Origin of the sequence: Coleofasciculus sp. D1-CHI-01, assembly GCF_040218875.1 — a bacterium.
GTDB lineage: Bacteria > Cyanobacteriota > Cyanobacteriia > Cyanobacteriales > Coleofasciculaceae > Coleofasciculus.
On the sequence record NZ_JAVJQP010000027.1, the window covers coordinates 1 to 25,064 of the forward strand.

Sequence of the window (25,064 nt, forward strand, 5' to 3'; positions counted from 1 at the left end):
CACGGAAGGGGGAGCATCAAAGCCCCTCCAAATAAAAAATATTATTCCGCTTCCCTCTCCTTGTAGGAGAGGGCTAGGGAGAGGTTCGGGGAGGGGGAAAGGGGAGGGGTCAGACCCCTCAGTTAATGACCAGCAGTATCCTTGAAGAAGTCGGGGATCTAATTTAGTTGCATGAATTGGAGCAAAATAGCTTGAGTGTCACTATTCCCATTCGCGCCATTAAACTAACTCCAGGTAGCACCATTCAGATTTCTGACGTATCTTGGCAAGACTTTGAACAAATTCTGGTAGAGTTAGGCGAACACCGTAACACCCGCATCGCCTACTACCAAGGCATTCTCTCAATCATGTCCCCGTTAGCCATTCATGAGCGTCCCCATCGCATCATTGCCGATATTGTTAAAACGATTTTAGATAGCCAAGAGCGGGATTGGGAAGACTTTGGTTCAACAACCTTCAAACGTCCAGTTATTGCTGGTGTTGAACCCGATACCTGTCTCTATATCCAGAACGCCAACCGTGTCCAAGGTTGCACATCTATGGATTTGGACATTTACCCACCCCCAGATCTGGCTATCGAGTGTGATGTTACCTCAAAAACCACCCTTGACGCCTACGCCGCGTTACAAGTTCCAGAAGTTTGGATTTATCGCCATCATCAGCTTAGGATATATATTTTCCGCAATGGGGACTATAGTCTTTCCTCAGAAACAGCCATCTTTCCTGATATGTCGATTACCGAACTGATTCCCCCATTAGTGCAACACGCCATTGAACAAGGAACCAGTCGGATGCTGCGGGAATTGAGACGAAAACTGCGTCGATAAGATTATAGAAACTCAGATCTTGCACTCGCGATCGCGATGATTCCAGCCATGTCTCCATTCTCTCTTGTATCAGAATACCGTCCCCAGGCTGAAGACACCAGTGTAGAAACAGATAAACTGACGTTCCACTTACTCCGACACGCCCTCAGCGAGTGTAGTTTTTCTGTCCCCAGTGTTGTGAAATTGGGTCGGATGAAAACCCTACAAATTACCGATATGGAGCGCATTAGCCGTGCTGATTTGCTGATAACCGGAATAGAGTAATTTGATCGCCTAAAGTTTGAGCGCCGACGGGTGATTGAGTTTGAAAACACAAGGCTCTATTTTGCTTCTCCTGAAGATGTTATCTTAAGTAAACTAAGATGAAGGCAGGGTTTATTTTTCACCTTTAATTACTGTAGGATAAGCAAGTGAATCTGGCTCTCCCATAGTTTATAATAAATAGTGCAAATTCTTGTACAATTGCCATTAACTCGCTAACCGTCTCTTCCTAACCCTTACCGACAAGATGATTGACGAAACTCTCAACAAAGAACGCCAGTTTCATGATACCTGGGCAGCCGCCATTGATGTCGATGGCATTCGCGTGGCTGATTATTTTGAAGCCTGTACCGCCCCAGAAAACCGATTTATTCTGCAACAACTGGGCGATATTCGCGGTAAACGTCTCTTAGATTTAGGCTGTGGTGCAGGTGAAAATAGCGTTTATTTTGCCCAAAAAGGAGCGAATTGTGTCGCCGCTGACTATTCACCCGGAATGGTAGACGTGGCGCTAAAATTAGCAGCGGCTAACGGCGTTAATATTCAGGGACACACAGCGAATGCTATGGCGCTGGATTTTGCCGACAATACGTTTGATATTGTTTATGCCTCCAATTTATTGCACCATATTCCCGATCCTAAAATCGCACTACAGGAAATGCACCGTGTCCTTAAACCGGGAGGAAAAGCCTGTTTTTGGGACCCGCTAAAGCATAATCCTGTGATTAATGTTTATCGGCGTATGGCGACTGAAGTGCGTACTGATGATGAAATGCCGTTGGATATTACTATTATCAAAGTGGTCAAGTCTCTTTTTTCGCAAGTAAGCTATGATACCTTTTGGCTGGCAAGCCTTTGGATTTTCTTGCGCTTCTATTTAATTGAAAAGGTTGATCCCAATCAGGAACGTTACTGGAAAAAGATTATTATCGAACATGAACAATTGAGTCCGACGTATCGGCGGCTGGAGACAATTGATCAGAGTCTAAAAAAGATTCCTTTGATCAAACGGTTGGCGTGGAATATCGCTGTTGTCGCGACGAAGTAAGTTAGCTAAATCATTGTGTTTTGGGTATCCTTCTGAAGAAAGAATAATCTAAATTAGCTGTGACAAAAAGGTAGGAGATGCACCGAACCCGACCCAATACCCACTCTCCCAGACGCGATCGCGTCAGTGCATCCAGGATTGATATGGCTGCTAACGGCGTTGCCTGGTATAGTTAATGGCAAAAACTTAAACTATAAAATCATTTCTACTCTTGCTACCGATGAAGTCTTATCTTGCCGCTGCTGTGCAAATGACAAGCTTGCCTGACCTAGAGAAGAATCTGGTTGAGGCAGAAACATTGATTGAACTGGCGGTGCGCCAAGGCGCTGAGCTGATTACTTTACCGGAAAACTTCTCGTTCCTCGGTAAAGAAGAAGATAAAGTGGCACAAGCTGACGCGATCGCCCTTCAGAGTGAAAAATTCCTCAAAACCATGGCACAGCGCTTTCAGATCACGCTGCTTGGGGGAGGATTTCCTGTGCCTGTAGACAATACAAAAGTTTACAACACCGCCTTGCTCATCGATCCCAATGGCGTCGAACTGGTGCGTTATCAAAAAGTTCACTTATTCGATGTGAATGTCCCCGATGGCAACACCTATCAAGAGTCGAGTACGGTGATGCCAGGGGATCAACTACCACCCGTTTGCCGCTCCGAAACATTGGGTAACTTAGGACTATCGGTGTGCTATGATGTTCGCTTCCCAGAACTTTACCGTCATTTAGCCTATAAAGGGGCTGACATTTTGTTTGTTCCGGCTGCCTTTACCGCGTATACGGGAAAAGATCATTGGCAAGTCCTACTCCAAGCACGAGCCATTGAAAACACCTGTTACGTGATTGCACCCGCCCAAACAGGGCGTCATTACGCCATGCGTAAAACCCACGGTCACGCCATGATTGTTGACCCTTGGGGGGTGATCTTAGCCGATGCTGGCGATCAACCGGGTGTCGCGATCGCAGAAATTAATCCGACTCGCCTTGAACAAGTTCGCCGCCAGATGCCATCCCTAGAACATCGGGTTTTTATTTGATGGGTCATTGCTCATTGGTCATTGGTCTTATGTTTTTTGGATGTGAAGTGACCAAACAGGATTAGACAACTGGTTTTGCCGTAAAAATTTGTTAAGCCTAAATTTACAACATAAAACCTATGGATGCTACAGAAATTCGGTCGCGTTATGCCGCAGGAGAAAGAAATTTTCGCAGTGTCAATCTGATTGGTGCTGACCTAAACCAAGCTGACCTAAGTTATTCTGACTTGAGTGGTGCTAATCTAAGCGAAGCTAACTTGCAAGGTGCCAATCTAACAGGTGCAGATCTCATTTTTACCACCCTCAGTGATGCGGATTTGAAAGGAGCTAACTTGAGTGAGGCGAACCTGATTGGCGCCAAGATGGGTGTTGCTAACCTGAGTGAGGCAAATCTGATCGGTGCCAACTTAATCAGTGCAGAACTCAGTGGTGCTAACCTCAAGAGCGCCAGCCTGAGTCGCGCTTATCTGAGTGATGCGAGTTTAATTAAAGTTAACTTGAGCGACGCTAACTTAAGCGGTGCTAATCTAAGTATTACGAATCTCATCGGAGCGGATCTCAGTGGTGCTAACCTAATTAGTGCTGATCTCAATGGGGCTAACTTGATTGAAGCCAATCTCAGTGGTGCCAATTTAAGTGAAGCCAAATTGTATCGAGCCAACCTAGCTCATGCCAAGCTAAATGGAGCATTATTGTGTCATGCCGATCTGCGCGACGCCAACTTAGCTAGCGCGGATTTGACCGATGCCAATCTAGATCAAGCTAAGCTAGAAGGAACCTTGATCAGTTTGACTGGAGATTCCCAAACCAGTTCCGTGAGTTAGGATTTCGGTATCCTCTGGTTCGTGCTAAAACTTAGCATTGGGAAAAGCTAGTTCAAGCTGAATTCCCAACAAACAAAACCTACCTACACCTATGGATGCAAACGAATTTCGGTCACGTTATGCAGCAGGAGAGCGAAGTTTTCAGAATGCTGACCTGCGTGATGCCGACTTGCGTAATGCTGACTTGCGCGATACTGACTTACGAGGGGCTGACCTCATGGGGGCTAACCTACGTAATGCTGACCTCAGTGATGCTAACTTACGAGATGCCAAACTAATTGGAGCAGATCTCAGTAAAGCTGATCTGATTATTGCCACGCTCAGTAATGCGGATCTTAGAGATGCTAACCTCAAGGATGCGAATTTGATTGGCAGCAAGCTTGGCGTTGCCAACCTGCGGTATGCCAATCTCAGTGGCGCTAACTTAAGTGGGGCTGAACTAAGTTGTGCGGATATGAGTCATAGCAGCCTGATGATTGCTTACCTGAGCGGCGCTAACCTGATCAAAGCGAATTTGAGTAACGCCGATCTCACCGGCGCTAATCTCAGTATCACCAATATGATTGGAGTCAACCTCACCAATGCTAATCTGAGTGGGGTTAACTTGAGTGGGGCGAACCTCATTGAAGCCAACCTCACAGAAGCTAAACTGAATGGAGCCAATTTAGGTCGGTCTAATTTAGCCTATGCCAAGCTAACGGCGGCGATTCTCAAAGATGCGGATTTAAGCGATGCCAATTTAGCGGGGACGGACTTGACAAATGTCAAACTAGATAGCACCAAACTAGAAGGAACCATCCTTGAGGTCACCTCTTTAAACTTAGTGGAATGAATTGGATATTTCTTCCCCCGACTGTAGAGACGTAGCATGCTACGTCTCTACCATAAGATGCGTCCTAACCGCTATGGCGATTGCTATATTTGGGAAAATACAGATTTGCTACAAATAAAATGAATCAACCAATTATTCAGTTCCTGGCAGCAAAAAATTATAAAAATATACAATTATATCCGTCGAACTATCTCAATAATCTTAACGTCTTTATCGGTTCAAATGGTTCAGGAAAAAGTAATTTTATTAGTTGCTTAGAGTTCTTAAAAAATTGCCTAACAACTATTCCTGATGAAAGTCGAGGGGTTAGTAGTTTTGAAAATGCCGTTGCCCAAATGGGTGGGAATAAAATTTTAGCTGGGAACCTGGATAGTCCGGCTAAAGTCAGCCTTGCCTATTGTTTTTCCAATCTTTCACAGACCAGTACTACACATAGACAAAATGGAATCCTTGATTTAAAGCTTTATATTGATCGAAATAACCCCAGAGTCAGTATTTCCGAAGAATATTTATACGGTGGAGCTGATTTACAGGAATCAGCATCAAGTTCACCGTTTTATTATTATAAATTTCATGAGCAAGAAGTCGGCAAAGGGGTTGTATCTGTTTATGATGAACCCGCTCAATCTAAAACACATTTTGAAAGATTAGAAAATATTTCAGCTAAGGATTTAGGACTTGCTTCTTTGCCAAAAGTGCTTGAATATAGCCAACATGCTCCGGAAAAAACTCCCGTCTATAGAATCAGAAGAGAATTGGTTGAATTGATTTCAATGTGGCAATTTTACAACGCCAATAATATGGATTTAAATCAAATAAGAATGGCAGAACCTAAAATAGGTGGCAGTGACATTTACTTATCTTCATCAGGTAATAATTTGCCGTTAGTTTTGCATAACTTAAGTCAAAAAAATATTGATTTTGAGGATAGTATTAATGTGGCAATGAAATCAATCTTGCCAAAAAGTCGTCGTCTGAGATCTATACATTCTGGTCGCTTATCTCTCACTGTCGAATGGTACTTCGATGGCATAGACGAACCATTTTACCTGAATGAAATGTCAGATGGAACCGTGAGAATGCTATGTTGGGCAATCCTTTTACATTCTCCCATGCTTCCTTCGTTGCTAGTCATTGATGAACCTGAATTAGGATTACACGTATCCTGGATGCAAATTTTAGCAGAGTGGATTAAGCAAGCGTCCCAGAAAACTCAAATCATTATTACAACACATAGTCCTGATCTTTTGGATCATTTTACTGATTGTTTAGACAACGTACTTTGTTTTTACTCAGAAAACCAAACCCATTTTTCAATTAAGTCTCTTTCTCAAGAAATGCTAGAACCAAAACTTGAAGAAGGATGGCAATTAGGTGATCTCTATCGGGTTGGCGATCCCAGTATTGGAGGATGGCCGTGGTAGTATGGGTTTTCGCTGGAGGTGGTGAATCTGAAGTTAGAGGATTAATTCCATTTTTAGAGAAAAATTTTCCAGGGTGTAGATTTGAACGGAAAACACCAGTTCGCCAAAAACCGGGTCCGAAACCGAATCGAGGAATCAGTTATGGTAGAACAGGTCAAAGCTTGATTGAGCAAATCAAAAATGAACTCCCTATCGCCTTGAAAGGAGAAGCCAATAAATGTGATCTCATTTTAGTGTTTGATGATCTGGATTGTCGCGATGCTGAAATGCAAAGGCAAAAAATATTGCAGGAGATATCACAAGTTCATGAATCTGCTGATATCGATAAATTTGTGGGATTCGCTGCACCTGAACTCGAAGCTTGGATTATTGCGGATTGGAATAATTCAATAGCTCAACATCCAGATTTTAGAGGTAGACATCAGCGTATGCGTTGGTGGCTTAGTACCCAAAAGCATATTCCTTTTGATCATCCAGAATCATTTAGCGAATACGATCCACAAAGAGATTGCTGTCGAGAAAAATTATCAGAGGCGCTGATTAATTCCAGTGTACAAGATGAGGATGATCGCAAAAAGCCGCGATTTTCTAAAAAAGAACATACCCCTGTGCTTTTAGGAAAAACAAATCCCCACATAGTTCAAGAAAAATGTCCATTATTTCGCGAACTGTATAACTACCTTAAACATTTCTGTTATTTAAATTAAATCTGCTCAAATGGCTCTGCTGTACTTAGTGATATAAATTTTTATAATTATAGCGCGATGGCGCTTAAGTGAGGTACACAGATCCCCGACTTCTCCAAGAAGTCGGGGATCTAGAGCGCCAGTGCAGTAATCGTATAATCCTATTTCAATGGGTCTATCCTAAGTTGAATCTCACGCTCCATAAACTAGATTCGTCGTAGGCACGAAGCGTGCCAGAAGCGCTCAAGCGCGTTCATCCGTTGAATATTCTTATAAATAGTCCGGTTAAGCGTATTCAGAATCGAATCGGATCAGTTTCGCGAATTTATTTTGACTTAAGAAAAATAGCTATATACGGCGATATGATGTAACTCTAATCCATCAAATAGGAAAATTATCATAACAGTTTCAATACAGGATCAACCAATAAATCTGCCCCAAACCGCACCACATCCGTACAAGGTAAACCAGTCTCATCCTGAACCTGGGCGATCGCGTCTTGTGCTTTCTTCTCTGGCAAATGCCCCGTATTTAAGGCAATTGCTACGACTGGAATTGGTGCAAACGCCCCTCCCGCCCTAGCCACAGTTTCATACAGTGTAATAACCTCTGGTAACGGTGGAATCAGCACATCCGGGCAATGGCGAATATGTCGTTGTCCAGCGCGATGAACTACGATTAACCCTGTCGGTTGTGTGCCTCGAATTAGGGGTAAGGTTGCCGTAGAACCGGGATGAATTAGTGAACCCTGCCCTTCTATGATTAACAACTGATAATCATTACCAAATTTCATCACGATTTGTTCAACCGCACCCGCCGCAAAATCGACCCGAATCGCATCTAAAGGAATACCATCCCCAGCAATCATTAACCCCGCTTGCCCGGTTGCCAAAAACTTAGACTTGATTCCCTTTCGACAAGCGGCGCGATGGAACTCAATACTGGTAGACATTTTCCCTACACTCATATCCGTACCCACGGTTAAAATCCGTTGACAAGACAGCGATCGCGCTTGGGCTTTGCCTATCCCTAAATCCTGGGGTTCCTGACGAATATCCCAAATTTGTTGATTCGGTTGAAGTAATTCCCGTAACTCTGGATCAGATGCCATTGGCGTATGCAAGCCGTTATAAACTGAAAGTCCCGCCGCGATTCCCTGCTTAACTTCTTGCCACCAAACCTCTGGCAACCGTCCCCCCGATGGGGCAATTCCAATCGCTAATATAGTCGGATTGTAGGCGAGGGCAGAACTGACTGAATCCACAATCGGCGCATTACAGTTAATTCCAGTTAATTCAGATAAAGACTCTCCCGCACAATCTTTGTCAATCACCGCTACCACCGTTGCTTCCCCATACCGTAGCAGCGTTAATCCGGTTTTGCCGTGATCGCCGCGAATCCCTTTATGTAATAAGATAGCGACGCGCTGATCACTCGTTAGATACATGGCGTTGCACTCCCAATCCTGATAAATTATTTGGTATCAATCGTCCATCTTGCAGCGTCGCCCCGGTGAAGGGATCGTCGGTTAAATTCAAATGACTGTCTAAATCTAGATAATCGGCGAACGAGGATAAATGAGAGGCGGCGGTATTGGCGAGGGTGCTATCGGAATAGCAGCCATACATCACCTGTAATCCACAGGCTTTAGCCGTATGTACCATCCGCAACGCTTCGGTTAATCCACCGGATTTCATTAGTTTGATATTAATCCCATGAATGCAATCCGCCAGGGGCGGAATATCCTCACTGGTAAAGCAGCTTTCATCCACAAAAATCGGTAGAGGCGATCGCGAATACAGGTGAGGCAAATCCGCCTCTTGTCCGGCTCTAAGAGGTTGTTCGACGTATTTAACACCCTGTTGGGCTAACCAGTCGCACATTTTTACCGCATCGTCTCTACTCCAACCGCCATTCGCATCAACAGTTAACTGGGCTTGGGGGGCGACATCTCGGATAGCTAATAGCATTTCGCGATCGGCTTCAATTCCGTCAGGGGAACCGAGTTTAATTTTAAGCACATTGCCCCCAGTAATCGGTATCCAATTTCGCACTCGTTGTTTTGCGGCTTCAGGTGTACCAATTCCTACCGTGGCGGAAATTGGCACAATCCGGTGACGATTACATCCCCACAATTTCCATAAGGGAACGCCTAAGTGTTTTCCTAACCAATCCTGTAATGCGATATCAATCGCCGCCCTAACCGCCGATGGTGCATCCGCATCTGCCAACACTCGTTCAATTTTCTGGCGTTCCCAGGGGGTGTAAGCTTCTAATGTCGGTATCACTAACTCCAGTGCATCCAACAACATCTGAGTCGTTTGGGGAGTTTGATTTAAGGGATGGGATGGAGTCGCGATCGCAAAGGGAGAGGCTTCGCCCCAACCCTCTATCCCCTGATGTTCTAGCCGCACCCAGATATTGGTGCTTTGGGAGGTTGTGCCGCGACTAATGGTTAAGGGGAATCGCTTGTGAACAGTAAAGGGTTCTAAGCTAAGACGCATAATCCAAGGGTGGTTTGGGGAAAAGGAAGCCCATACTAGGTTATGGTACTGGAATTTCGTGATCTCAACCGGAAGCCGATTGGGTAACGGGCTTAAAACTTGGCTTGACAGCGCTTGAGGTAAATCTGTAGGGTCAGGAGAGTGAAGCGTAACGCACCACTCACCGTTAAAGACTTTGGTGGAATAGATTTTACGGTTAAATCGGGCGCAAGCCTTGCGCCCCTACATTTGGGTGGGTGTACCTTAAACACTGGAGAACCGCTATATTTGTTCGTCACGACTAACCCGGACTCTGGCTCTACAACTAACGGAATAAAGGGCAGAGTAAATTTCAGGTTTCAAATACATTTCTTGGTTGCTAGTAAGCGATAAATAGGCTTTTCGTAATTCTGCCAACGTCTTCATCCGCAAGTTTTTATCTAGTTCTTGCCATAATCCTTCCGCATTGGAAGGATCTGACTTGAACCAGTTGTTGGCAAATTCCTTAATCTTAGGTTCATCAAATTCCAGCACTTCCATTGTCTGGAACCCAGTTAAACCACCGCGCCAGCCAGCCCGACGACAGGTAACTGCGATCGGAGCATTAGGAAATCGTGTGGCTAATTGATTGACTTGATTAACCGCCTGATTGTAAGCATTTTTCGCCTCAGCAGGACTTTTACCACCCAATATTTCGTCTATAAAGCTGATGTAACCACTGATTTACAAGGATATTTTGGCGATTATTCTTAAGAAACCCTCCTCCATTTTGAGTAAGGGCGGGTTTTGCTGAAATATTATGGGTGAGACTCGAAATTAAACGGCTAAACCCGCCCCTACAAGCCTCCACAGGTTTTTCTCTTGAGATGGGATATCCAAGCTTGACTACAGGGAATCCAAAATCGACGGGTTGAGAATGTTCTATTTTGTCACGTTATTTAAAGAATATTTAATAAATTATTTTCCTGCACCCCTCCGCCCCTCCACACTCCTGCACCTTTGTACTCCAACTCTTAACCGGGGGGCCAGTCCATCTGGCGTCCGCCTAAAATGTGTAAATGTAGATGATCCACGGTTTGACCGCCATCAGCACCGTTGTTGATCACCACCCGATACCCTTGATTCAAACCCACTTGTTCAGCCACTCGCTTGGCGGTTAACAGCAAATGTCCCATAAGGGCGTGATCGTCGGACTCCGCCGCCGCTAGCTGGGGAATCGGTTTTTTGGGAATGAGCAGAATATGAACGGGGGCTTTGGGTGCAACATCCTTGAACGCTAGGACTAGATCATCTTCATACACAATGTCAGCCGGGATTTCCCGACGGATAATCTTGCTAAAGATTGTCTCACTCATGGCTAATCGCGGTTTTTGTCTAAAGGCTTGATTAGAAAGTAGCATACAGGAACCAAAACCGCCTAAGATCGAGATAGAGTAAACAATTTGGGAGAAACCTCTCTAATTCAACCGCATCGGTTTTCTATAATTTGTTAGCCTTCAACGAGAGTGCATGGCATTCTCAATATTGGAACAAGACGTTAGTCAGCTATGTCTATCGAAAAACTTCAGCCTGCTGAAAAAGCCGCCGTCGGTGTCTACATGCCTTATTATCAAGGCGCTAAACGCAATGCTCTCCCTCTGGCGATTAGTCTGTATCAACAAGGATCGCTAGAAGGGAATCGCCGTATTGAAGGCGGTGAGAGCATTCCCTTTGTGGCAACCTGGTTTGTCTCCAAGCTACCTTCGGAACCAACTCGCTGCCGATTACAGTTTGACGGCAATGCGGAACTGAGTTATGAGGTAACGTTGCCGAATTCTGAATTTATTAATTACTTAATCGAAATCATTTTGAATTTCAAGCGCACCCGCCTGACCGATTTTTCCCAGACATTTTATCGCAAACTACTACGTGACGAGTAAACTCAAGTGGCATTTTGAACGGAGGAGCGAAATTAGGGGTGACAAAATCCGTGAATTATTTACTAATCGGATCAACTGAAGCATATAGTGGCAAGTCCGCCATCATTCTGGGCATCGCCCATCAGCTTAAAAGTAAAGGACTGGATATTGGTTATGGTAAGCTCTTAGGCTGCACTGAGTATGCGAATAAACTGAATCGGGAAGGCGATGATGTGCAGTTTATTCCGTCTATCCTAGATCTACCAGAAAAACGGGTGCGATCGCCTCTACTCTATCTGGATGATCAGACGATGCAGAAACGCTTGCGGGGTGAGGATTCGACCAATTACCGTCAATCGCTGAAGTCCTATCTCCAGCCGCCGATTGGTGATTTAATGGTACTCGAAGGACCGAGTACGTTGTTTGAAGGCAATTTATTTGACCTCTCGTTGCTGGATATTGCTCAGGAAATAGAGGCTTCAATTATATTAGTCAGCCGTTTTCATTCGGTGCTACTGGTGGAAAAACTGCTATCTGCCAAAAACCAACTTGGCGATCGCTTACGGGGAATTGTGATTAACGCGATTCCGGCTGATCAACTGGAAATCGTCCAATCCACTGTCCAACCGTTTCTAGAGGCGCAAGATATTCCTGTATTAGGGATGTTATCCCAGAACGATTTGCTCCGTAGCGTTACGGTTCGAGAATTGATTCATCAACTGGATGCTCAAGTGCTTTGCCGTCCAGATCGGGTGGATTTATTGGTTCAAAGTTTGACCATTGGCGCGATGAATGTCAACTCTGCCCTAAAATATTTCCGCAAAGGCAAGCACATGGCAGTCGTCACCGGAGGCGATCGCACGGATATCCAAATGGCAGCACTAGAAACCTCAACCCACTGTCTGATTCTAACGGGTAAAATACCACCCCAACCGTTGATTGTCAACCGGGCTGAAGAATTGGAAATTCCTATCTTATCAGTGGATCTCGATACCCTCACCACCGTGGAAATTATCGATCGCGCGTTTGGTCAAGTCCGCTTGCGCGAATCCATTAAAGCCCAGTGCATCCAACAACTGATGGCAGAACATTTTGATATTGAACGGTTGATGAATTTACTTGGTTTAAAAGCGGCTGTTTCAACGCATTAATAATTCATCATTTGTCATTTTTTCTTAATTTTTGGTCATAAATCTGTCTACCTTGCTAGGGCAGATTTTTTGTTTTAATCTTGACTTTTAACTTAGCTGGCTTAATGGTGTCACATCACTGAATAGAATCTCATGAAGTTAGATTTAGAACGATTTTTCGCGGCGTGTAATCCCAGCAAAACCCTAAACATGAAAAATGCTGAGGATCACAATTATTATATCGAATTTGCTGGAGTGCGGGGTGGTAAGGCAATTGAAGCATTAAAGCGGACGATCGCACGGCTATCACCCAACGAACCCACCTGTCAATTATTCACCGGACATATTGGCTGTGGCAAGTCTACAGAGTTATTGCGGTTAAAGATGGAGTTGGAGGCGTTGGACTTTCATGTCGTCTATTTTCAAGCCACAGATGATTTAGATGTCGCGGATGTTGATATTACCGATATTCTCCTCGCGATCGCCCGCCAAGTGAGTACCAGTTTGGAATCGAGTCGGGTGGCGCTACAACCGGGTGGATTTAAGGCGTTTTTACAGAAAACCATTGATGTGCTTCAGACACCGATAGAAGTAGGAGGGGAAGCCAAAGTTCCGGGGATTGGTACAGTTAAAGCGAGTACCGAGGGCAACTTTGAAATCTCCCTTCCCGATGAAATTGCCAAACTGACCATTAAAGCCAAAAATAGTCAGCAGATGCGTTCCAAACTCAGACAGCATTTGGAACCCCAAACCAGTCAAATTTTAGAGTATATTAATCATGAAATCCTCGAAGTTGCTATTGTCCAACTTAAGCAACAGGGTCAAAACGGATTAGTCGTCATTGTCGATAACTTAGATCGCATTCCCAACCAAGCAACCGCCGCCTCCAGTAAACCACTTCCTGAATATATTTTTGTCGATCGCGGCGAACAATTAAGTCAACTCAATTGCCATTTGCTGTATACCCTTCCCCTGTCGCTGATTTTCTCAAATTTACGAGAACCCTTGAAGAATCGCCTAGGAAATGGTCGCAGTCCGATTGTATTATCCATGGTGCCAGTATTTTCACGCGATGGCAAAGAACATCCCGGAGGAATCGCGCTGCTGCAACAGATGATTCTGGCTAGGGCGTTTCCAGACGCGACAGCCGAGGAACGCTTGGCTAGTGTTACGGAAGTCTTTGATAGTCTTGATACATTAGACCGACTGTGCAGAATAAGTGGCGGTCATGTACGAAGTTTATTGGGGATGCTTTATGCCTGTGTCCAGGAGCAAGATCCGCCGATTTCTCGCCCGATTTTGGAAATGGTAATTCGCCAGGAACGGGATAGTTTATTGTTGGCAATTGATAATCATGAATGGGAGTTATTGTTTCAAGTGGTGCGGGAACAACAGGTTAAAGGCGATCATGAATATCAAACATTACTGCAAAGCTTATTTGTATTTGAGTATCAAGATGAACAAGGGAGTTGGTTTGGCTTGAATCCATTATTATTTGAGACACAAAAATATCAGGCCTGGGTGCGGCAGAATGAGTAAATAGAAGATCAGGGTTGTAGGGGCGGGTTTTACCGATAACATATAGGAGAAAACCCCTAACTTAACTAAACCCGCCCTGCTTGGGGTACAAGGGAGACAAAGAAAAGCATTTCAACTTGACACATAACCGACTCCAACCCCCTCTGCGTCCCTCTGCGTTAAAAAAATATAATTTCCACTCTAACAAACTTACTATAAATTGTGATCATGAACACCCCAGATCCCCTAGCCGAAATTGCCGCCTGTAACGATCAGGCATTAAACACCCTAACCCGATCGCTTACTAATTCCCAGGGACGATTTTCCTTAATTCTGGCGCGGTGTAACTATACCTGTTTGCGATCGCAGATTCTCCACCTGCTACACCAACGCTGTTCCCTCAACTTAGTTGAGTTATCTCTAGAATCATCGGCGCAAACCATATATACCGCGATTCACAATCACGTAGAGAATCAGCAACCTGATGCTGTATTGGTAACGGGGTTAGAGTCTGTCGGGGATCTGGATGACTTACTCATCGCCACAAATCAGGTACGCGATTTATTTCGCGATTTTCCGTTCCCAGTAGTATTTTGGGCAACCGATAAGGTATGCAAACGGCTGATCCGAGTCGCCATGGATCTCTACAATTGGGCAAGTCCCAAGCTGGAATTTGTGCTACCTGAACCCGCACTAAGGGCATTAGTCGAGGAAACGGCAGATCAAGCTTTTGCTGATGCAGAAAACTTGAGTTTAGATTGTACTGAATTAGAGGCGATTCAGCAATCTTGCCACAATCAAGGACGAGACTTGCCGCCGAATTTTAATGCTATTTTATCTTTAACCCTGGGAGTCATTCACACCCAAAATAATCAAATCGATGAAGCCATTACTCACTGTCAGCAAAGTTTAACTCTTTGGCAACAGCATCAGTCAGGAGAACGGGTGGGAATTGTTTCGCTGCATCTCGCTTGGGCGTATGCGCTGAAAGGAGAACAGCATGAAGGGGAAATTCGCCAGTATGTTCAGCAATCTTGGCATCACTTACATCAGAAAAACTGTACCGATTCCTTGGCACACCATAGTTGCAAATTAGGGGATTTACTGCGACAGGTGGGTGACTGGGAAAATTTACAACAGTTAGCCGAAAAAGCGTTAGTTTGGCATCAGCAGCAGGGAGATGTACAGAAAATTGCCCAGGATTATGGGTTTTTAGCCGAAGTTGCTTTAAATAAACGTCAATGGCGAGATGCTAAAAAGTTGGCGCAGCAGGGAATTGATGATTGGCAACAGGTATCAGAGTTTGAGATCAAACGGTTAGGATTGTGTTATTTTATTCTGGCACAATCCCAGCAACACTTGGGTCAAGTAAAGGACGCGATCGCGACTTTAGCGACAGCGAGAGAGATGAGCTTAAATGCCACCATTCCCTTACATCAGTATGACCCAAAACTTTACGTTAATATTCTCCAAAACTTACGTACTCTAAAATTTGAACAAGGGGATTATTTAGACGCCTTTCATTTAAAATTAGAACAACGGCAAATTGAGACCCAATATGGATTACGGGCATTTATTGGGGCGGGACGACTGCACCCGCCGCGACAGGTAATTCAGCCCGGTGTCAGGGGAAGACAGCGGTTATCCTTATCCCAAATTGTCGCTTCCTCTGGACGCCAGAAGGATTTAGAGGAACTGCTGGAACGGATTCGACGGCGCGATCGCAAGTTGACGGTAATTTATGGGTCATCTGGGGTAGGAAAGAGTTCGATTTTGCAGGCGGGATTAGTTCCGATTCTGCAACAGACTTATTTTGAAGGGCGAGATATTGTCCCTGTTTTGCTACAAGTTTATAAGGATTGGATAGGGGAGTTAGATAAGGGTTTAGTGGAAGCCTTGAAGAAGGTTAATCGTTCATCTATTTCTGCTAAGGATTCCCTTGAGACTCAATCTGATCCCCCCCCCGCCCCCCTTAAAAAGGGGGGAGCCAACAAAGAATCTACCTTTGATTTAAGGGGAAATAATCAAGTTAACGTTACGAATGATAATAAGGATAGCCAAGAAAATTATGACTCCCTCCTTCCCCATCCCTCGTGCAACAAAAGCGAAGCATCCTCTGACTCCCCCCTTCCCTCGCAGGGAAGGGGGGCTGGGGGGGTTAGGTCAACCCTATCAAAAATTCTCAACCAATTGCGTCAAAATGAACACAGCGAAGTATTAACGGTGCTGATTTTTGACCAATTTGAGGAATTTTTCTTTGATCACAAAGATCCAGCCAGCCGACGAGAGTTTTATGAGTTTTTGCGCGAATGTGTAGAGATTCCTTATGTCAAAGTTATTTTATCTCTGCGGGAAGACTATATTTATTACCTATTAGAGTTAAACCGCACAACGCCGTTAACCAATATTGATAAAAATCATGAGCATATTCTCTATTACCTAGGTAATTTTTCAGCCGCAGATGCTAAAGCCGTTATTGAGAGTTTAACCGCGCGATCGCCTGTACCTTTTGAGCCAGATTTAGTTGACCAATTGGTGCAGGATTTAGCTCAGGATTTGGGAGAAGTGCGTCCGATTGAATTGCAGATTGTTGGCTATCAACTGGAAACAGAGAAGATTACCACGCGGAAAAACTATCGAAAATATGAATCTAAGGAAGAATGGGTTGAGGCGTTTTTAGCTGATGTTGTTCACGATTGTGGATCTGGAAATGAGCAGATTGCCAAACTTGTCTTGTACTTGCTAACTGATGAGAATAACACTCGCCCCCTAAAAACTCGTGCGGATTTGGAATTGGAGTTAGAGGTAAAGAGTGAAACGTTAGATTTAGTTTTAGAAGTGTTAGTCAAATCAGGGATAGTTTTGAGAGTTCCAGCTATTCCAGATGACCGCTATCAACTGGTTCACGATTATCTCGTATTATTTGTTCGTCATCAACAAGTAGGTGAAACAGTGCCCTTGCTGGATTAATCAACTGACTCAGACCATTCAAAACACCCAGCCAGTCTAGATGTGAATAATTATGTCGATTATGGAAGTTTTATTAAGAAAGTCGCATAACATACGCTGATAGGGCTAGTATACAGAGCAAGGTTCTGATAAAAACCTAATTTATATTGGTTGCATTACAGTAGTAGCTTTGAGCTGCCTGATACTGCGTTGGTGCGGACGGGACGAAGGTTGTCGGTGAGTATCAAAAGCTACTGGTCGCCGCTCAACTGGGATGTTGAGCCGACAAATCTCACCTAGCAAATACGGCATAGATTTACAACCCTTAAAATCCACGAAAAACATAAAACCCAAGGGAGATGAACCTTGGGCTTATGAGTCATTTGGAGTAGGCGATCGCTCCACCAATTCCTGCACAAAGGCTTGATGGATTGGGTCAGCAATCCCAGCTTGCAGCCCATTCAGCACCTCCATCATTCTGCCCTCTAATAAAGCTGGCACGTTCAGCCACAATCCGGGAAACACGCTACTGCGAATCATGCCATCGGCATCTGGTTCAATTAAGACAAATTCCTCTGCTTGCAACCGAAACCAACTGAGGCGGTTCTCAAAGGTTGACCACACCAAATATTCCTGTACCCCATTGCGTCGATAGGCATTGCGCTTGACTCCTAAATCAATTGCCGCACTGCTTGTGGCAATTTCCGCCACTAATTCTGGTGTCCCTTCGATATAGCCATCCTCGCTAATCGTTGAGTTACCGCCAACTTCAATTCGCAGCAGGGCATCCGGTTGCGGTTCATTGTCCATATCTAGCCGGGTTGTAGCGTTATCCGATCCGCTAACACCCGGAGTTGCTGTGCAATACACCCCCAGCCAGGTAATTAAATTAAAATGAGGATTACCGTGAAAAACTCTAACTGGGGATGCCACGTAAACCACTCCTTCAATCAGTTCCGCTTTAAATTTTTCTGGGGTCGCCTCATAGCGGCGCTCAAACTCAGCACGAGTCAATCGATCGCCACTTTCCAGGGGTGGAATTGGGATGGAACGAGCAGGCTGCTGCAACACCATAATCAAAAATCAAAGTTTAGAGGATGAAGGAGATGGTTGGTATCCATTTTACAGCACTTTTTTACAGCACTTTCTAACACGGTGTGGTACAGTAACAGCCATGAGCGAACCAATTTATTTATGTATAGCGCTTCGCGCTGGTCTATTTACACGCCTGCGAGATGTATCCTTGATCAGGATTTTATAGAGCATTTGTACTACACCCCCAGGAGAGCAAACTGCTTTCTTGAGTAATTAAGAGGCAGTTATGCGATCGCGTCAAACCGTTGTACCGCCAAGTCCAAATCACAGAGGCAGTTGGCAGTGGTTGCTCCAGTTGTGCGATCGCATTGTGCCAGCCTTAGCTAAACCCACGCTGGCGGGAAGTATTTCTAGGACAGTCGATCAAAAAGTTTTCGGTTGACATAGCCTGATAAATTTCAGCTTAAAGGCTTTGTCTGCCAAGCTTTTGAGTCGTCTCTACACAACATTTTTAGGGAACTTCAGTCTATCCACCAGCCACAGCAGGGACAATACTAACTTCATCGCCATCGCTGAGTTGGGTATTGGTGCCATCGAGAAAGCGAATATCTTCGCTATTGACGTAGAAGTTTAAAAAGCGGCGAGGCTTCCCTTGATCATCACACAAGCGTGCTTTAATTCCAGGACAACTAATTTCGAGTGAGTCCAAAAGTTCAGCAACATTGCCAGCGCTGCATTCAATCATAGCTTTATTGTCAGTGAATTTCTGGAGGGTGGTAGGAATTAAAACTTTTACAGCCATAGATTTGGAATCAGTGATTAATGGGTAAATGTTCGAGATGTTTCCAAGTAGAGATATAGGGAAACAACTTAAGGTGATAAGCAATACTGGTCAGCTTTTGGGCTGTGTACTCGCACTTTTTGCCTCCCTTCTTCTACCCAAGCCGGGTTAACTACCCCCTTCATGAGTAGAGACAAGGCAACAGGCTTTCATCGGCTAAGGGATAAAGGGGGTTCCTGTCGTCGGATTTGGTATTACTCCCCTCTCCCAAGCTTGGGAGAGGGGCTGGGGGTGAGGGTTGTCAACGTATTAAACCAAGACTTGTTGCCATTCCAAACGGTCAAGGGTGTGCGCCCGTTCTAATGCTCGCTCAAAGCTGTCTAATTTGGGTTCAATGGTGAGGGGTTCACCAATATAGCCTTGAACTGCTTCTTGGGTTTTAAGTCCATTCCCAGTTATATAAGCAACGGTGGTTTCATCGGGGTTAATTTTTCCAGCTTCCACCAATTTTTTGAGAACGGCGATGGTTGTACCACCAGCGGTTTCGGTAAAGATACCTTCAGTTTCAGCTAGCAGTTTCATGCCTTCGACGATTTCGGCGTCGGTGACGGATTCAATATTACCGTTGGTTTTCTGGGCGATCTCTAGGGCGTAAATGCCATCAGCAGGATTTCCGATCGCGATCGACTTAGCAATTGTACTCGGTTTTACCGGAGTGACGAAATCCCGTCCTTCCCGGAAAGCTTGGGCAATGGGAGAACAGCCTTCGGCTTGTGCGCCACTGAAGCGAACCGCTTTATCCGCCACTAAACCCGTTTTGACGAACTCTTGGAAGCCTTTGTAAATTTTTGTGAACAGAGAACCGGAAGCCAAGGGCGACACAATATGATCCGGTAGCTGCCAACCCAGTTGTTCGGCGACTTCAAAGCCCAGAGTTTTTGAGCCTTCTGAATAATAAGGACGCAAGTTAATGTTGACAAATCCCCAACCATGGGTATTGGCAACCTCACAACAGAGGCGGTTGACCTGATCATAATTGCCTTGCACCGCCATTACGGTAGGGTTGTAGATTAATGTACCTAAGACTTTGCCAGCTTCTAAGTCAGCCGGAATAAATACACAACAATCTAAGCCAGCATGTGCCGCGATCGCAGCGGTAGAATTGGCTAAGTTCCCTGTACTCGCACAAGATACGGTAGAAAATCCTAATTCTCTAGCTCTAGTTAAGGCTACAGATACCACCCGATCCTTGAAACTCAAGGTGGGCATATTTACAGCATCATTTTTAATATAAAGATTTTTTAGACCCAGGCGGCGGGCGAGGCGATGGGATTTGACTAGAGGTGTCATCCCTGTCCCCACATCAATAGGATTATCGGTAGCCACGGGTAGGAAGGAACGATAGCGCCAAATTGAATTCGGACCTGACTGAATCGTCTCACGGGTGACGTGGCGGCGCAGGGCGTCATAGTTGTAGGTGACTTCCAACGGACCGAAGCAGAACTCGCAAACGTGGATGGGTTGGAGTTCATATTCAGCACCACACTCTTTACAGGTGAGGTTCTTGAATGTGGCAGAAGTGCTGGAGATATGGGGGGTAGTTGCCTGGGTCATGATGTGGTCTCTCTCTTATTCGTCACTGTTTTGCTGATAGTATCACAGCGCAAAACCACCGTCAAATATACCCGACCTTTTTTGTCGGGTTTGATTTTGCCGAGGGGGAGATGGGTAAGATGGGGGAGCTGGGGAAGCTGGGGGAGCTGGGGAAGCTGGGTAAGATGGGGGAGCTGGGGAAGCTGGGGAAGCTGGGGGAGATGGGGGACAAAAGTTCTATAGCCCATTACCCTATTGCCTATTGCCTATTGCCTATTGCCTATTGCCTATTGCCTGACAAATGACGAACACTTCCCTTTATCAAGTCGGTGGGAGTCTACACAAAGATGCTCCCACCTATGTTCAACGAAAAGCCGATCGCGAACTGTATCAAGCTCTAAAACAGGGTGAGTTTTGCTATGTTCTCAACTGTCGGCAAATGGGAAAATCCTCTCTATTAGTTCAAACCCACCATCGCTTGCAAGAAGAAGGATTCCAATGTGCCACGCTTGATATGACCATGATAGGTTCGGAAACGATTACGCCTGATCAGTGGTATAAGGGATTAGTTCTGGATTTAACCCGCAAATTTAAACTGTTTAAAACGGTAAATTTAAAAAAGTGGTGGCAGGAGCAAGAAGATATTTCGTTGCCTCAACGATTTAATAAATTTATCAGCGAAATCCTTTTAACTCATTTCCCTACCAAAAACATTATTATATTCATCGATGAAATTGATAGTATTTTAAGCTTGAATTTTCCTATTGATGACTTTTTTGCTCTAATTCGGTTTTGTTATAATCAACGTAGTCTAGAATCTGACTACAATCGCCTCACCTTTGCCATTTTCGGTGTAGCTACACCCAGCGATTTAATTACCGACAAAAAGCGTACCCCATTTAATATTGGCAAAGCCATCGAACTACACGGCTTTCAACTGGACGAAGCCCAACCCTTAGCCCAAGGATTCAGCCAACAATTTGCTAAACCTGAAGCCATTATTAAAGAAATATTAGCCTGGACAGGAGGGCAACCTTTTTTAACCCAAAAGCTATGTCAACTGGTGCTAGACGTGGCGCAAAATACAGTGAGAGATGATCTAAAAATCCCACCTGGTACTGAAGCCTTTTGGGTTGAATCCGTGGTACGCGATCGCATAATTCGCCATTGGGAATCTCAGGATGAACCAGAACACCTACGTACCGTTCGCGATCGCCTGTTGAGAAACGAAGCACGGGCGGGTAGATTACTGGGCATTTATCAACAAATTTTACAGGAAATTGACATCGAAGCCGATGATAGTCGAGAGCAAACGGAATTATTATTATCAGGTTTAGTCGTCAAAGAACAAGGACAATTAAAACTAAAAAATAGAATTTATCCAGCCGTTTTTAACCGGGACTGGGTTGAAAAACAATTAAACCATCTGCGTCCTTACTCTCAAACCTTGGCAGCTTGGGTGGAATCTCAATTTGCTGATTCATCACGACTCTTGCGGGGACAAGCATTAAAAGATGCCCAAGACTGGTCTCAGGGCAAAAGTTTAAGTGATTTAGATTATCACTTCTTAGCCGCCAGTCAAACCTGCGATCGCAATGAAGTTCAACAGCAGATAGAAGCCGAACGTATCAAGGAAGTTGAAGCCCGCCTTGCTGCTGAACGTCAGATGGCAAAAAAGCAGCGACTACTATTAGTAACCTTTGCCATGATGTTGGTTATCGTCAGTGGATTAGCCGGAGCAATTATGGTTCAAAATCGCAGGTTAGCGATTAGTGAAATTGAAGCAATTACGACCTCTTCAGAATCACTATTTGCCCTGGATCAACGATTAGATGCATTAATCGCCGCCCTGCGAGCCAAACAGAAAGTACAGGCATTAGGTCGAGTAGATACCCAGACCCAAAATTCGGTTGAGAGAGTGATACGAAAGGCAGTGTATGGTGTCAGAGAACATAACCGCCTCTCTGGTCATCACCAGCAAGTCCATGATGTAACATTTAGTCCTGATGGTTCAATAATTGCCTCAGGAGGTGACGATAAAACAATTAAGCTTTGGCAACCTGATGGAACGTTATTAACTACATTTCAAGCACACAGCGATACCATCAAAAGCGTAGCGTTTAGCCCCGACAGTCAACTCATTGCTTCGGCAAGTAAGGATACAACAGTGAAACTGTGGCGACGCGATGGCACGTTAGTTACCACACTGAATGGGCATAATAAGCAAGTGAATAGTGTCACCTTTAGTCCCAATGGTCAGATGTTAGTCACTGGTAGTGATGATCAGACAATAAAACTTTGGACAATTGATCGGACTTGCCTGAATTTAGCAGACAAGGCAGATGAAGTTGGGTTTAATAATATCAGGGTAATAACACAGAATAGTCGTCAAAACTGCTTTGTCCCTAAAATTATCGAAGGGCATCGCGAACAAGTGCGGAGTGTGGCGTTTAGTCCAGATGGTCAATACTTTGCCTCTGCCAGTTGGGATAACACCGTTAAACTTTGGACGCCTAATGGTACGTTACTGAAAACTCTCAATGGTCATCAGAGTGGGGTAAATCATGTAACCGTTAGTCCCAATGGCAAATTTGTGGCTTCAAGTTCTATAGATGGAACCGTCAAACTCTGGCAGCCTGATGGAATATTACTGAAAACGTTAGTCGGACATACGGATGGAGTTTTTGGTTTAGCCTTTAGTCCTGATAGTCAAACCCTTGCTTCGGCAAGTTGGGATCAAACTGTTAGACTTTGGCAAACAGATGGAACTGAACTTACTGTTTTGAAAGGACATCAAAATGGACTCTGGGCGGTGGCGTTTAGCCCGGATGGTCAAATGTTGGCGTCTGCAAGTTTGGATAGTACCATTAAACTTTGGACGCCAGGAAAAACCTTGTTAACCTTTCTCCAAGGACATCAGGATGCGGTTTGGGGTATTGATTTTAGTCCGGATAGTCAAACTCTGGTTTCTGGGAGTTGGGATGGTGCGATAAAACTCTGGCGACGTGAGGGTCAGGTGTTGGCGTCTTTTGAGGGGCATAATCAAGCGGTGTTCGATGTTGCTGTTGCCCCTCCAGTGAAGGGTAATTTGTCCTCTGACAATGGCAGGGTGAAGAATAAAATAAATAATCAAGACAATAGGAAAATTATTGAATCACTGCCAACAAATGAGCTAATAATTGCCTCAGCGAGTCGAGATGAAACGATTAAACTTTGGCAGGGTGATGGGACGTTATTGAAAACGTTACGGGGACATAACAGTGAAATTTTCAGTGTCGCCTTTAGCCCAGAGGGTCAGTTGCTTGCCTCTGCTAGTAGCGATAAAACTGTCAAACTTTGGACACGAGACGGTGAATTGCAGAAAACTTTAACGGGACATAATGGTGTTGTTGACTGTGTAGCCTTTAGTCCAGATGGTCAGTTGATTGCCTCAGCAGGTGAAGATAAAACGATTAAACTTTGGACAAGGGAGGGCATCTTGTTGAATACCTTAACCGGACATGGTGATAGTATTCGTGCCTTAGCCTTTAGTCCCGATAGTCAACGCCTTGCCTCTGCCAGTTGGGATAATACAATTAAACTTTGGACAAGGGAGGGCATCTTACTAGCCACTCTAGACGGGCATCGCGATCGCGTCAACGATATTGCATTTAGTCCCGATGGGCAATTTCTGGCGTCTGCGAGTTTGGATAAGACGGTTAAACTGTGGCGCAATGATGGTACACTCCTAGTCACCTTAGAAGCCCATGGCGATCGCGTCTATGATGTCACCTTTAGTCCCGATGGTCGCACCCTTGCCTCTGCTAGTGTAGACAAAACGATCATTTTGTGGGATTTAGAGCGTACCATTGACCTGAATCAGATTTGGGCGTTTGGTTGCGATTGGGTGGAGGACTATCTGCGGACGAATGTTAACGTGAAGGAACAGGACAAAAAAGTTTGTGACAATGTTCGCCATCCTTAACACGAATCGCACGCTCCTGGTATGCTGGTGGGTTGAGCGGTGGGTTTCGACTTCGCTCAACCCACCCTACAGTATATTAAGGGTTTTGGCGATCCCAAACTTATCCTTATCGCTATATATTTTTATCAATACAGTGTGGTCATTCAGAACAAAAAATTGATATTTTTATCACTTCTACAATATGGATACTTTGACAAAATTAGCGAATCGCCGTTATTTTGACCAACACCTTCAACAAGAATGGCATCATTTACATATAGAACAATCCCCCCTATCCTTAATTTTATGTGACATTGATTGTTTCCAAACCTACAATAAAATTTATGGCACAGCAGCGGGGGATGAGTGCTTACAACGCATTGCTGATTGCCTACGTCGCTGTGTCAAGCGGACAACAGATATCGTCGCACGTTATGGGGGAGAAGAATTTGCGATTCTTTTACCGCATACTAATGCTATGGGAGCTTTTCAAGTAGCAGAAAAGATGCGAGAGAAAATCAAATCCCAAAGCATTGAATTTCAACCGCCTGGCACGTTCAATTTACCCGCGCCTGTTGTCACCGTTAGTTTTGGCGTTGCCTGTTTGGTTGACCCCCATACTGACATTGATGCTTTGATTATGGCGGCAAATCAAGCCCTTTATCTATCGAAACAGCAAGGACGCGATCGCGTTACCCTGAGTTCAGTATAAGTATGGATCTGTCTGCCGCAGAAAACTGACAGTTAGATTGGGTGTGGGGTGTGGGACATGTAGCTGTTCCCTAACCAATGACAAATG

22 protein-coding genes are annotated in these 25,064 nt (G+C 44.7%); 15 read left to right on the forward strand and 7 right to left on the reverse strand.

All coding sequences use genetic code 11. The features are described from left to right. Window positions 1-191 precede the first annotated feature (191 nt). The 8 genes from RIB93_RS04745 (at window position 192) to RIB93_RS04780 (ending at window position 6,956) form a co-directional block, all read left to right on the forward strand. On the forward strand, window positions 192-827 hold the full coding sequence (locus tag RIB93_RS04745; RefSeq protein WP_446370784.1) for a Uma2 family endonuclease: 636 nt from the start codon (window positions 192-194) through the stop codon (window positions 825-827). A gap of 48 nt (window positions 828-875) precedes the next feature. Continuing rightward, entirely contained in the window at window positions 876-1,091 is a 216-nt protein-coding gene (locus RIB93_RS04750) for a hypothetical protein (RefSeq protein ID WP_446370786.1), read from the forward strand. 244 nt (window positions 1,092-1,335) lie between these two features. After that, window positions 1,336-2,136 (forward strand): class I SAM-dependent methyltransferase, encoded by an 801-nt coding sequence (locus tag RIB93_RS04755; RefSeq protein ID WP_446370788.1) that lies wholly within the window; start codon window positions 1,336-1,338, stop codon window positions 2,134-2,136. 220 nt (window positions 2,137-2,356) lie between these two features. Beyond that, window positions 2,357-3,169 carry a carbon-nitrogen hydrolase family protein gene (locus RIB93_RS04760; protein WP_446370790.1) on the forward strand — a complete coding sequence of 271 codons (813 nt, stop codon included), beginning with the start codon at window positions 2,357-2,359 and terminating at the stop codon, window positions 3,167-3,169. Window positions 3,170-3,288: 119 nt separating this feature from the next. Next, a complete protein-coding gene (locus RIB93_RS04765) occupies window positions 3,289-3,993 on the forward strand; it encodes a pentapeptide repeat-containing protein (protein ID WP_446370792.1) in 705 nt (234 codons plus the stop codon). A 91-nt stretch (window positions 3,994-4,084) separates the two neighbouring features. Beyond that, window positions 4,085-4,825 carry a pentapeptide repeat-containing protein gene (locus tag RIB93_RS04770; RefSeq protein WP_446370794.1) on the forward strand — a complete coding sequence of 247 codons (741 nt, stop codon included), beginning with the start codon at window positions 4,085-4,087 and terminating at the stop codon, window positions 4,823-4,825. Window positions 4,826-4,944: 119 nt separating this feature from the next. After that, a complete protein-coding gene (locus RIB93_RS04775; RefSeq protein WP_446370796.1) occupies window positions 4,945-6,249 on the forward strand; it encodes an AAA family ATPase in 1,305 nt (434 codons plus the stop codon). Next, on the forward strand, window positions 6,237-6,956 hold the full coding sequence (locus tag RIB93_RS04780) for a hypothetical protein (RefSeq protein ID WP_446370798.1): 720 nt from the start codon (window positions 6,237-6,239) through the stop codon (window positions 6,954-6,956). Before RIB93_RS04775 ends, RIB93_RS04780 begins: the two co-directional genes overlap by 13 nt. 376 nt (window positions 6,957-7,332) lie before the next feature. On the opposite strand, the gene RIB93_RS04785 is transcribed toward RIB93_RS04780, so the two are convergent. The 4 genes from RIB93_RS04785 to RIB93_RS04800 form a co-directional block, all read right to left on the reverse strand. Continuing rightward, entirely contained in the window at window positions 7,333-8,382 is a 1,050-nt protein-coding gene (locus RIB93_RS04785) for a DUF1611 domain-containing protein (protein ID WP_446370800.1), read from the reverse strand. Further along, a complete protein-coding gene (locus tag RIB93_RS04790) occupies window positions 8,366-9,439 on the reverse strand; it encodes a dipeptide epimerase (protein WP_446370802.1) in 1,074 nt (357 codons plus the stop codon). Before RIB93_RS04790 ends, RIB93_RS04785 begins: the two co-directional genes overlap by 17 nt. Window positions 9,440-9,700: 261 nt before the next feature. Further along, window positions 9,701-10,108 carry an NACHT domain-containing protein gene (locus RIB93_RS04795; RefSeq protein ID WP_446370804.1) on the reverse strand — a complete coding sequence of 136 codons (408 nt, stop codon included), beginning with the start codon at window positions 10,106-10,108 and terminating at the stop codon, window positions 9,701-9,703. A 323-nt stretch (window positions 10,109-10,431) separates the two neighbouring features. After that, window positions 10,432-10,773 (reverse strand): histidine triad nucleotide-binding protein, encoded by a 342-nt coding sequence (locus RIB93_RS04800; protein WP_446370956.1) that lies wholly within the window; start codon window positions 10,771-10,773, stop codon window positions 10,432-10,434. Window positions 10,774-10,965: 192 nt separating this feature from the next. Here RIB93_RS04800 and ebsA point away from each other — a divergent pair, with 192 nt between their 5' ends. From ebsA to RIB93_RS04820, 4 genes are all read left to right on the forward strand, one after another. Beyond that, window positions 10,966-11,337, forward strand: coding sequence for a type IV pilus biogenesis protein EbsA (ebsA, locus tag RIB93_RS04805; protein WP_446370806.1), 372 nt, complete (start codon window positions 10,966-10,968; stop codon window positions 11,335-11,337). Window positions 11,338-11,375: 38 nt separating this feature from the next. Beyond that, window positions 11,376-12,467 carry a phosphotransacetylase family protein gene (locus RIB93_RS04810; protein ID WP_446370808.1) on the forward strand — a complete coding sequence of 364 codons (1,092 nt, stop codon included), beginning with the start codon at window positions 11,376-11,378 and terminating at the stop codon, window positions 12,465-12,467. A gap of 132 nt (window positions 12,468-12,599) precedes the next feature. Continuing rightward, the gene (locus RIB93_RS04815; protein ID WP_446370810.1) at window positions 12,600-13,985 is read left to right on the forward strand and encodes an ATP-binding protein; all 1,386 of its coding nucleotides are present in this window, start codon (window positions 12,600-12,602) and stop codon (window positions 13,983-13,985) included. 207 nt (window positions 13,986-14,192) lie between these two features. Next, the gene (locus tag RIB93_RS04820; RefSeq protein ID WP_446370812.1) at window positions 14,193-16,934 is read left to right on the forward strand and encodes an nSTAND1 domain-containing NTPase; all 2,742 of its coding nucleotides are present in this window, start codon (window positions 14,193-14,195) and stop codon (window positions 16,932-16,934) included. 351 nt (window positions 16,935-17,285) lie between these two features. Here RIB93_RS04820 and RIB93_RS04825 read toward each other — a convergent pair whose 3' ends face one another. Then, window positions 17,286-17,987 carry a Uma2 family endonuclease gene (locus RIB93_RS04825; RefSeq protein WP_446370814.1) on the reverse strand — a complete coding sequence of 234 codons (702 nt, stop codon included), beginning with the start codon at window positions 17,985-17,987 and terminating at the stop codon, window positions 17,286-17,288. A gap of 247 nt (window positions 17,988-18,234) precedes the next feature. On the opposite strand from RIB93_RS04825, the gene RIB93_RS04830 reads away from it, so the two are divergent. Then, entirely contained in the window at window positions 18,235-18,390 is a 156-nt protein-coding gene (locus RIB93_RS04830) for a hypothetical protein (protein WP_446370816.1), read from the forward strand. An 84-nt stretch (window positions 18,391-18,474) separates the two neighbouring features. Here the strand turns inward: RIB93_RS04830 and RIB93_RS04835 are convergent, their stop codons facing one another. Both RIB93_RS04835 and thrC read right to left on the reverse strand, forming a co-directional pair. Next, window positions 18,475-18,750: a MoaD/ThiS family protein gene (locus RIB93_RS04835; RefSeq protein WP_446370818.1), complete on the reverse strand. Its 276-nt coding sequence runs from the start codon at window positions 18,748-18,750 to the stop codon at window positions 18,475-18,477. Between the two features lie 288 nt (window positions 18,751-19,038). Further along, window positions 19,039-20,343 (reverse strand): threonine synthase, encoded by a 1,305-nt coding sequence (gene thrC / locus RIB93_RS04840; protein WP_446370820.1) that lies wholly within the window; start codon window positions 20,341-20,343, stop codon window positions 19,039-19,041. Between the two features lie 280 nt (window positions 20,344-20,623). Here thrC and RIB93_RS04845 point away from each other — a divergent pair, with 280 nt between their 5' ends. Both RIB93_RS04845 and RIB93_RS04850 read left to right on the forward strand, forming a co-directional pair. Then, window positions 20,624-24,286, forward strand: a complete 3,663-nt coding sequence (locus tag RIB93_RS04845) for a WD40 domain-containing protein (RefSeq protein ID WP_446370822.1) — start codon at window positions 20,624-20,626, stop codon at window positions 24,284-24,286. A 181-nt stretch (window positions 24,287-24,467) separates the two neighbouring features. Beyond that, window positions 24,468-24,977 (forward strand): diguanylate cyclase, encoded by a 510-nt coding sequence (locus tag RIB93_RS04850; protein WP_446370824.1) that lies wholly within the window; start codon window positions 24,468-24,470, stop codon window positions 24,975-24,977. Window positions 24,978-25,064: the final 87 nt, after the last annotated feature.

Bases quoted from the DNA above. Each gene is read 5' to 3' on its own strand.
- ebsA (WP_446370806.1), top strand. From the start codon at position 10,966: ATGTCTATCGAAAAACTTCAGCCTGCTGAAAAAGCCGCCGTCGGTGTC.
- RIB93_RS04825 (WP_446370814.1), bottom strand. From the start codon at position 17,987: ATGGTGTTGCAGCAGCCTGCTCGTTCCATCCCAATTCCACCCCTGGAA.
- RIB93_RS04780 (WP_446370798.1), top strand. From the start codon at position 6,237: ATGGCCGTGGTAGTATGGGTTTTCGCTGGAGGTGGTGAATCTGAAGTT.
- RIB93_RS04850 (WP_446370824.1), top strand. From the start codon at position 24,468: ATGGATACTTTGACAAAATTAGCGAATCGCCGTTATTTTGACCAACAC.
- RIB93_RS04835 (WP_446370818.1), bottom strand. From the start codon at position 18,750: ATGGCTGTAAAAGTTTTAATTCCTACCACCCTCCAGAAATTCACTGAC.
- RIB93_RS04765 (WP_446370792.1), top strand. From the start codon at position 3,289: ATGGATGCTACAGAAATTCGGTCGCGTTATGCCGCAGGAGAAAGAAAT.
- RIB93_RS04785 (WP_446370800.1), bottom strand. From the start codon at position 8,382: ATGTATCTAACGAGTGATCAGCGCGTCGCTATCTTATTACATAAAGGG.
- RIB93_RS04755 (WP_446370788.1), top strand. From the start codon at position 1,336: ATGATTGACGAAACTCTCAACAAAGAACGCCAGTTTCATGATACCTGG.
- RIB93_RS04830 (WP_446370816.1), top strand. From the start codon at position 18,235: ATGCGATCGCGTCAAACCGTTGTACCGCCAAGTCCAAATCACAGAGGC.
- RIB93_RS04775 (WP_446370796.1), top strand. From the start codon at position 4,945: ATGAATCAACCAATTATTCAGTTCCTGGCAGCAAAAAATTATAAAAAT.
- RIB93_RS04790 (WP_446370802.1), bottom strand. From the start codon at position 9,439: ATGCGTCTTAGCTTAGAACCCTTTACTGTTCACAAGCGATTCCCCTTA.
- RIB93_RS04815 (WP_446370810.1), top strand. From the start codon at position 12,600: ATGAAGTTAGATTTAGAACGATTTTTCGCGGCGTGTAATCCCAGCAAA.
- RIB93_RS04820 (WP_446370812.1), top strand. From the start codon at position 14,193: ATGAACACCCCAGATCCCCTAGCCGAAATTGCCGCCTGTAACGATCAG.
- RIB93_RS04800 (WP_446370956.1), bottom strand. From the start codon at position 10,773: ATGAGTGAGACAATCTTTAGCAAGATTATCCGTCGGGAAATCCCGGCT.
- RIB93_RS04845 (WP_446370822.1), top strand. From the start codon at position 20,624: ATGACGAACACTTCCCTTTATCAAGTCGGTGGGAGTCTACACAAAGAT.
- RIB93_RS04770 (WP_446370794.1), top strand. From the start codon at position 4,085: ATGGATGCAAACGAATTTCGGTCACGTTATGCAGCAGGAGAGCGAAGT.
- thrC (WP_446370820.1), bottom strand. From the start codon at position 20,343: ATGACCCAGGCAACTACCCCCCATATCTCCAGCACTTCTGCCACATTC.
- RIB93_RS04760 (WP_446370790.1), top strand. From the start codon at position 2,357: ATGAAGTCTTATCTTGCCGCTGCTGTGCAAATGACAAGCTTGCCTGAC.
- RIB93_RS04750 (WP_446370786.1), top strand. From the start codon at position 876: ATGTCTCCATTCTCTCTTGTATCAGAATACCGTCCCCAGGCTGAAGAC.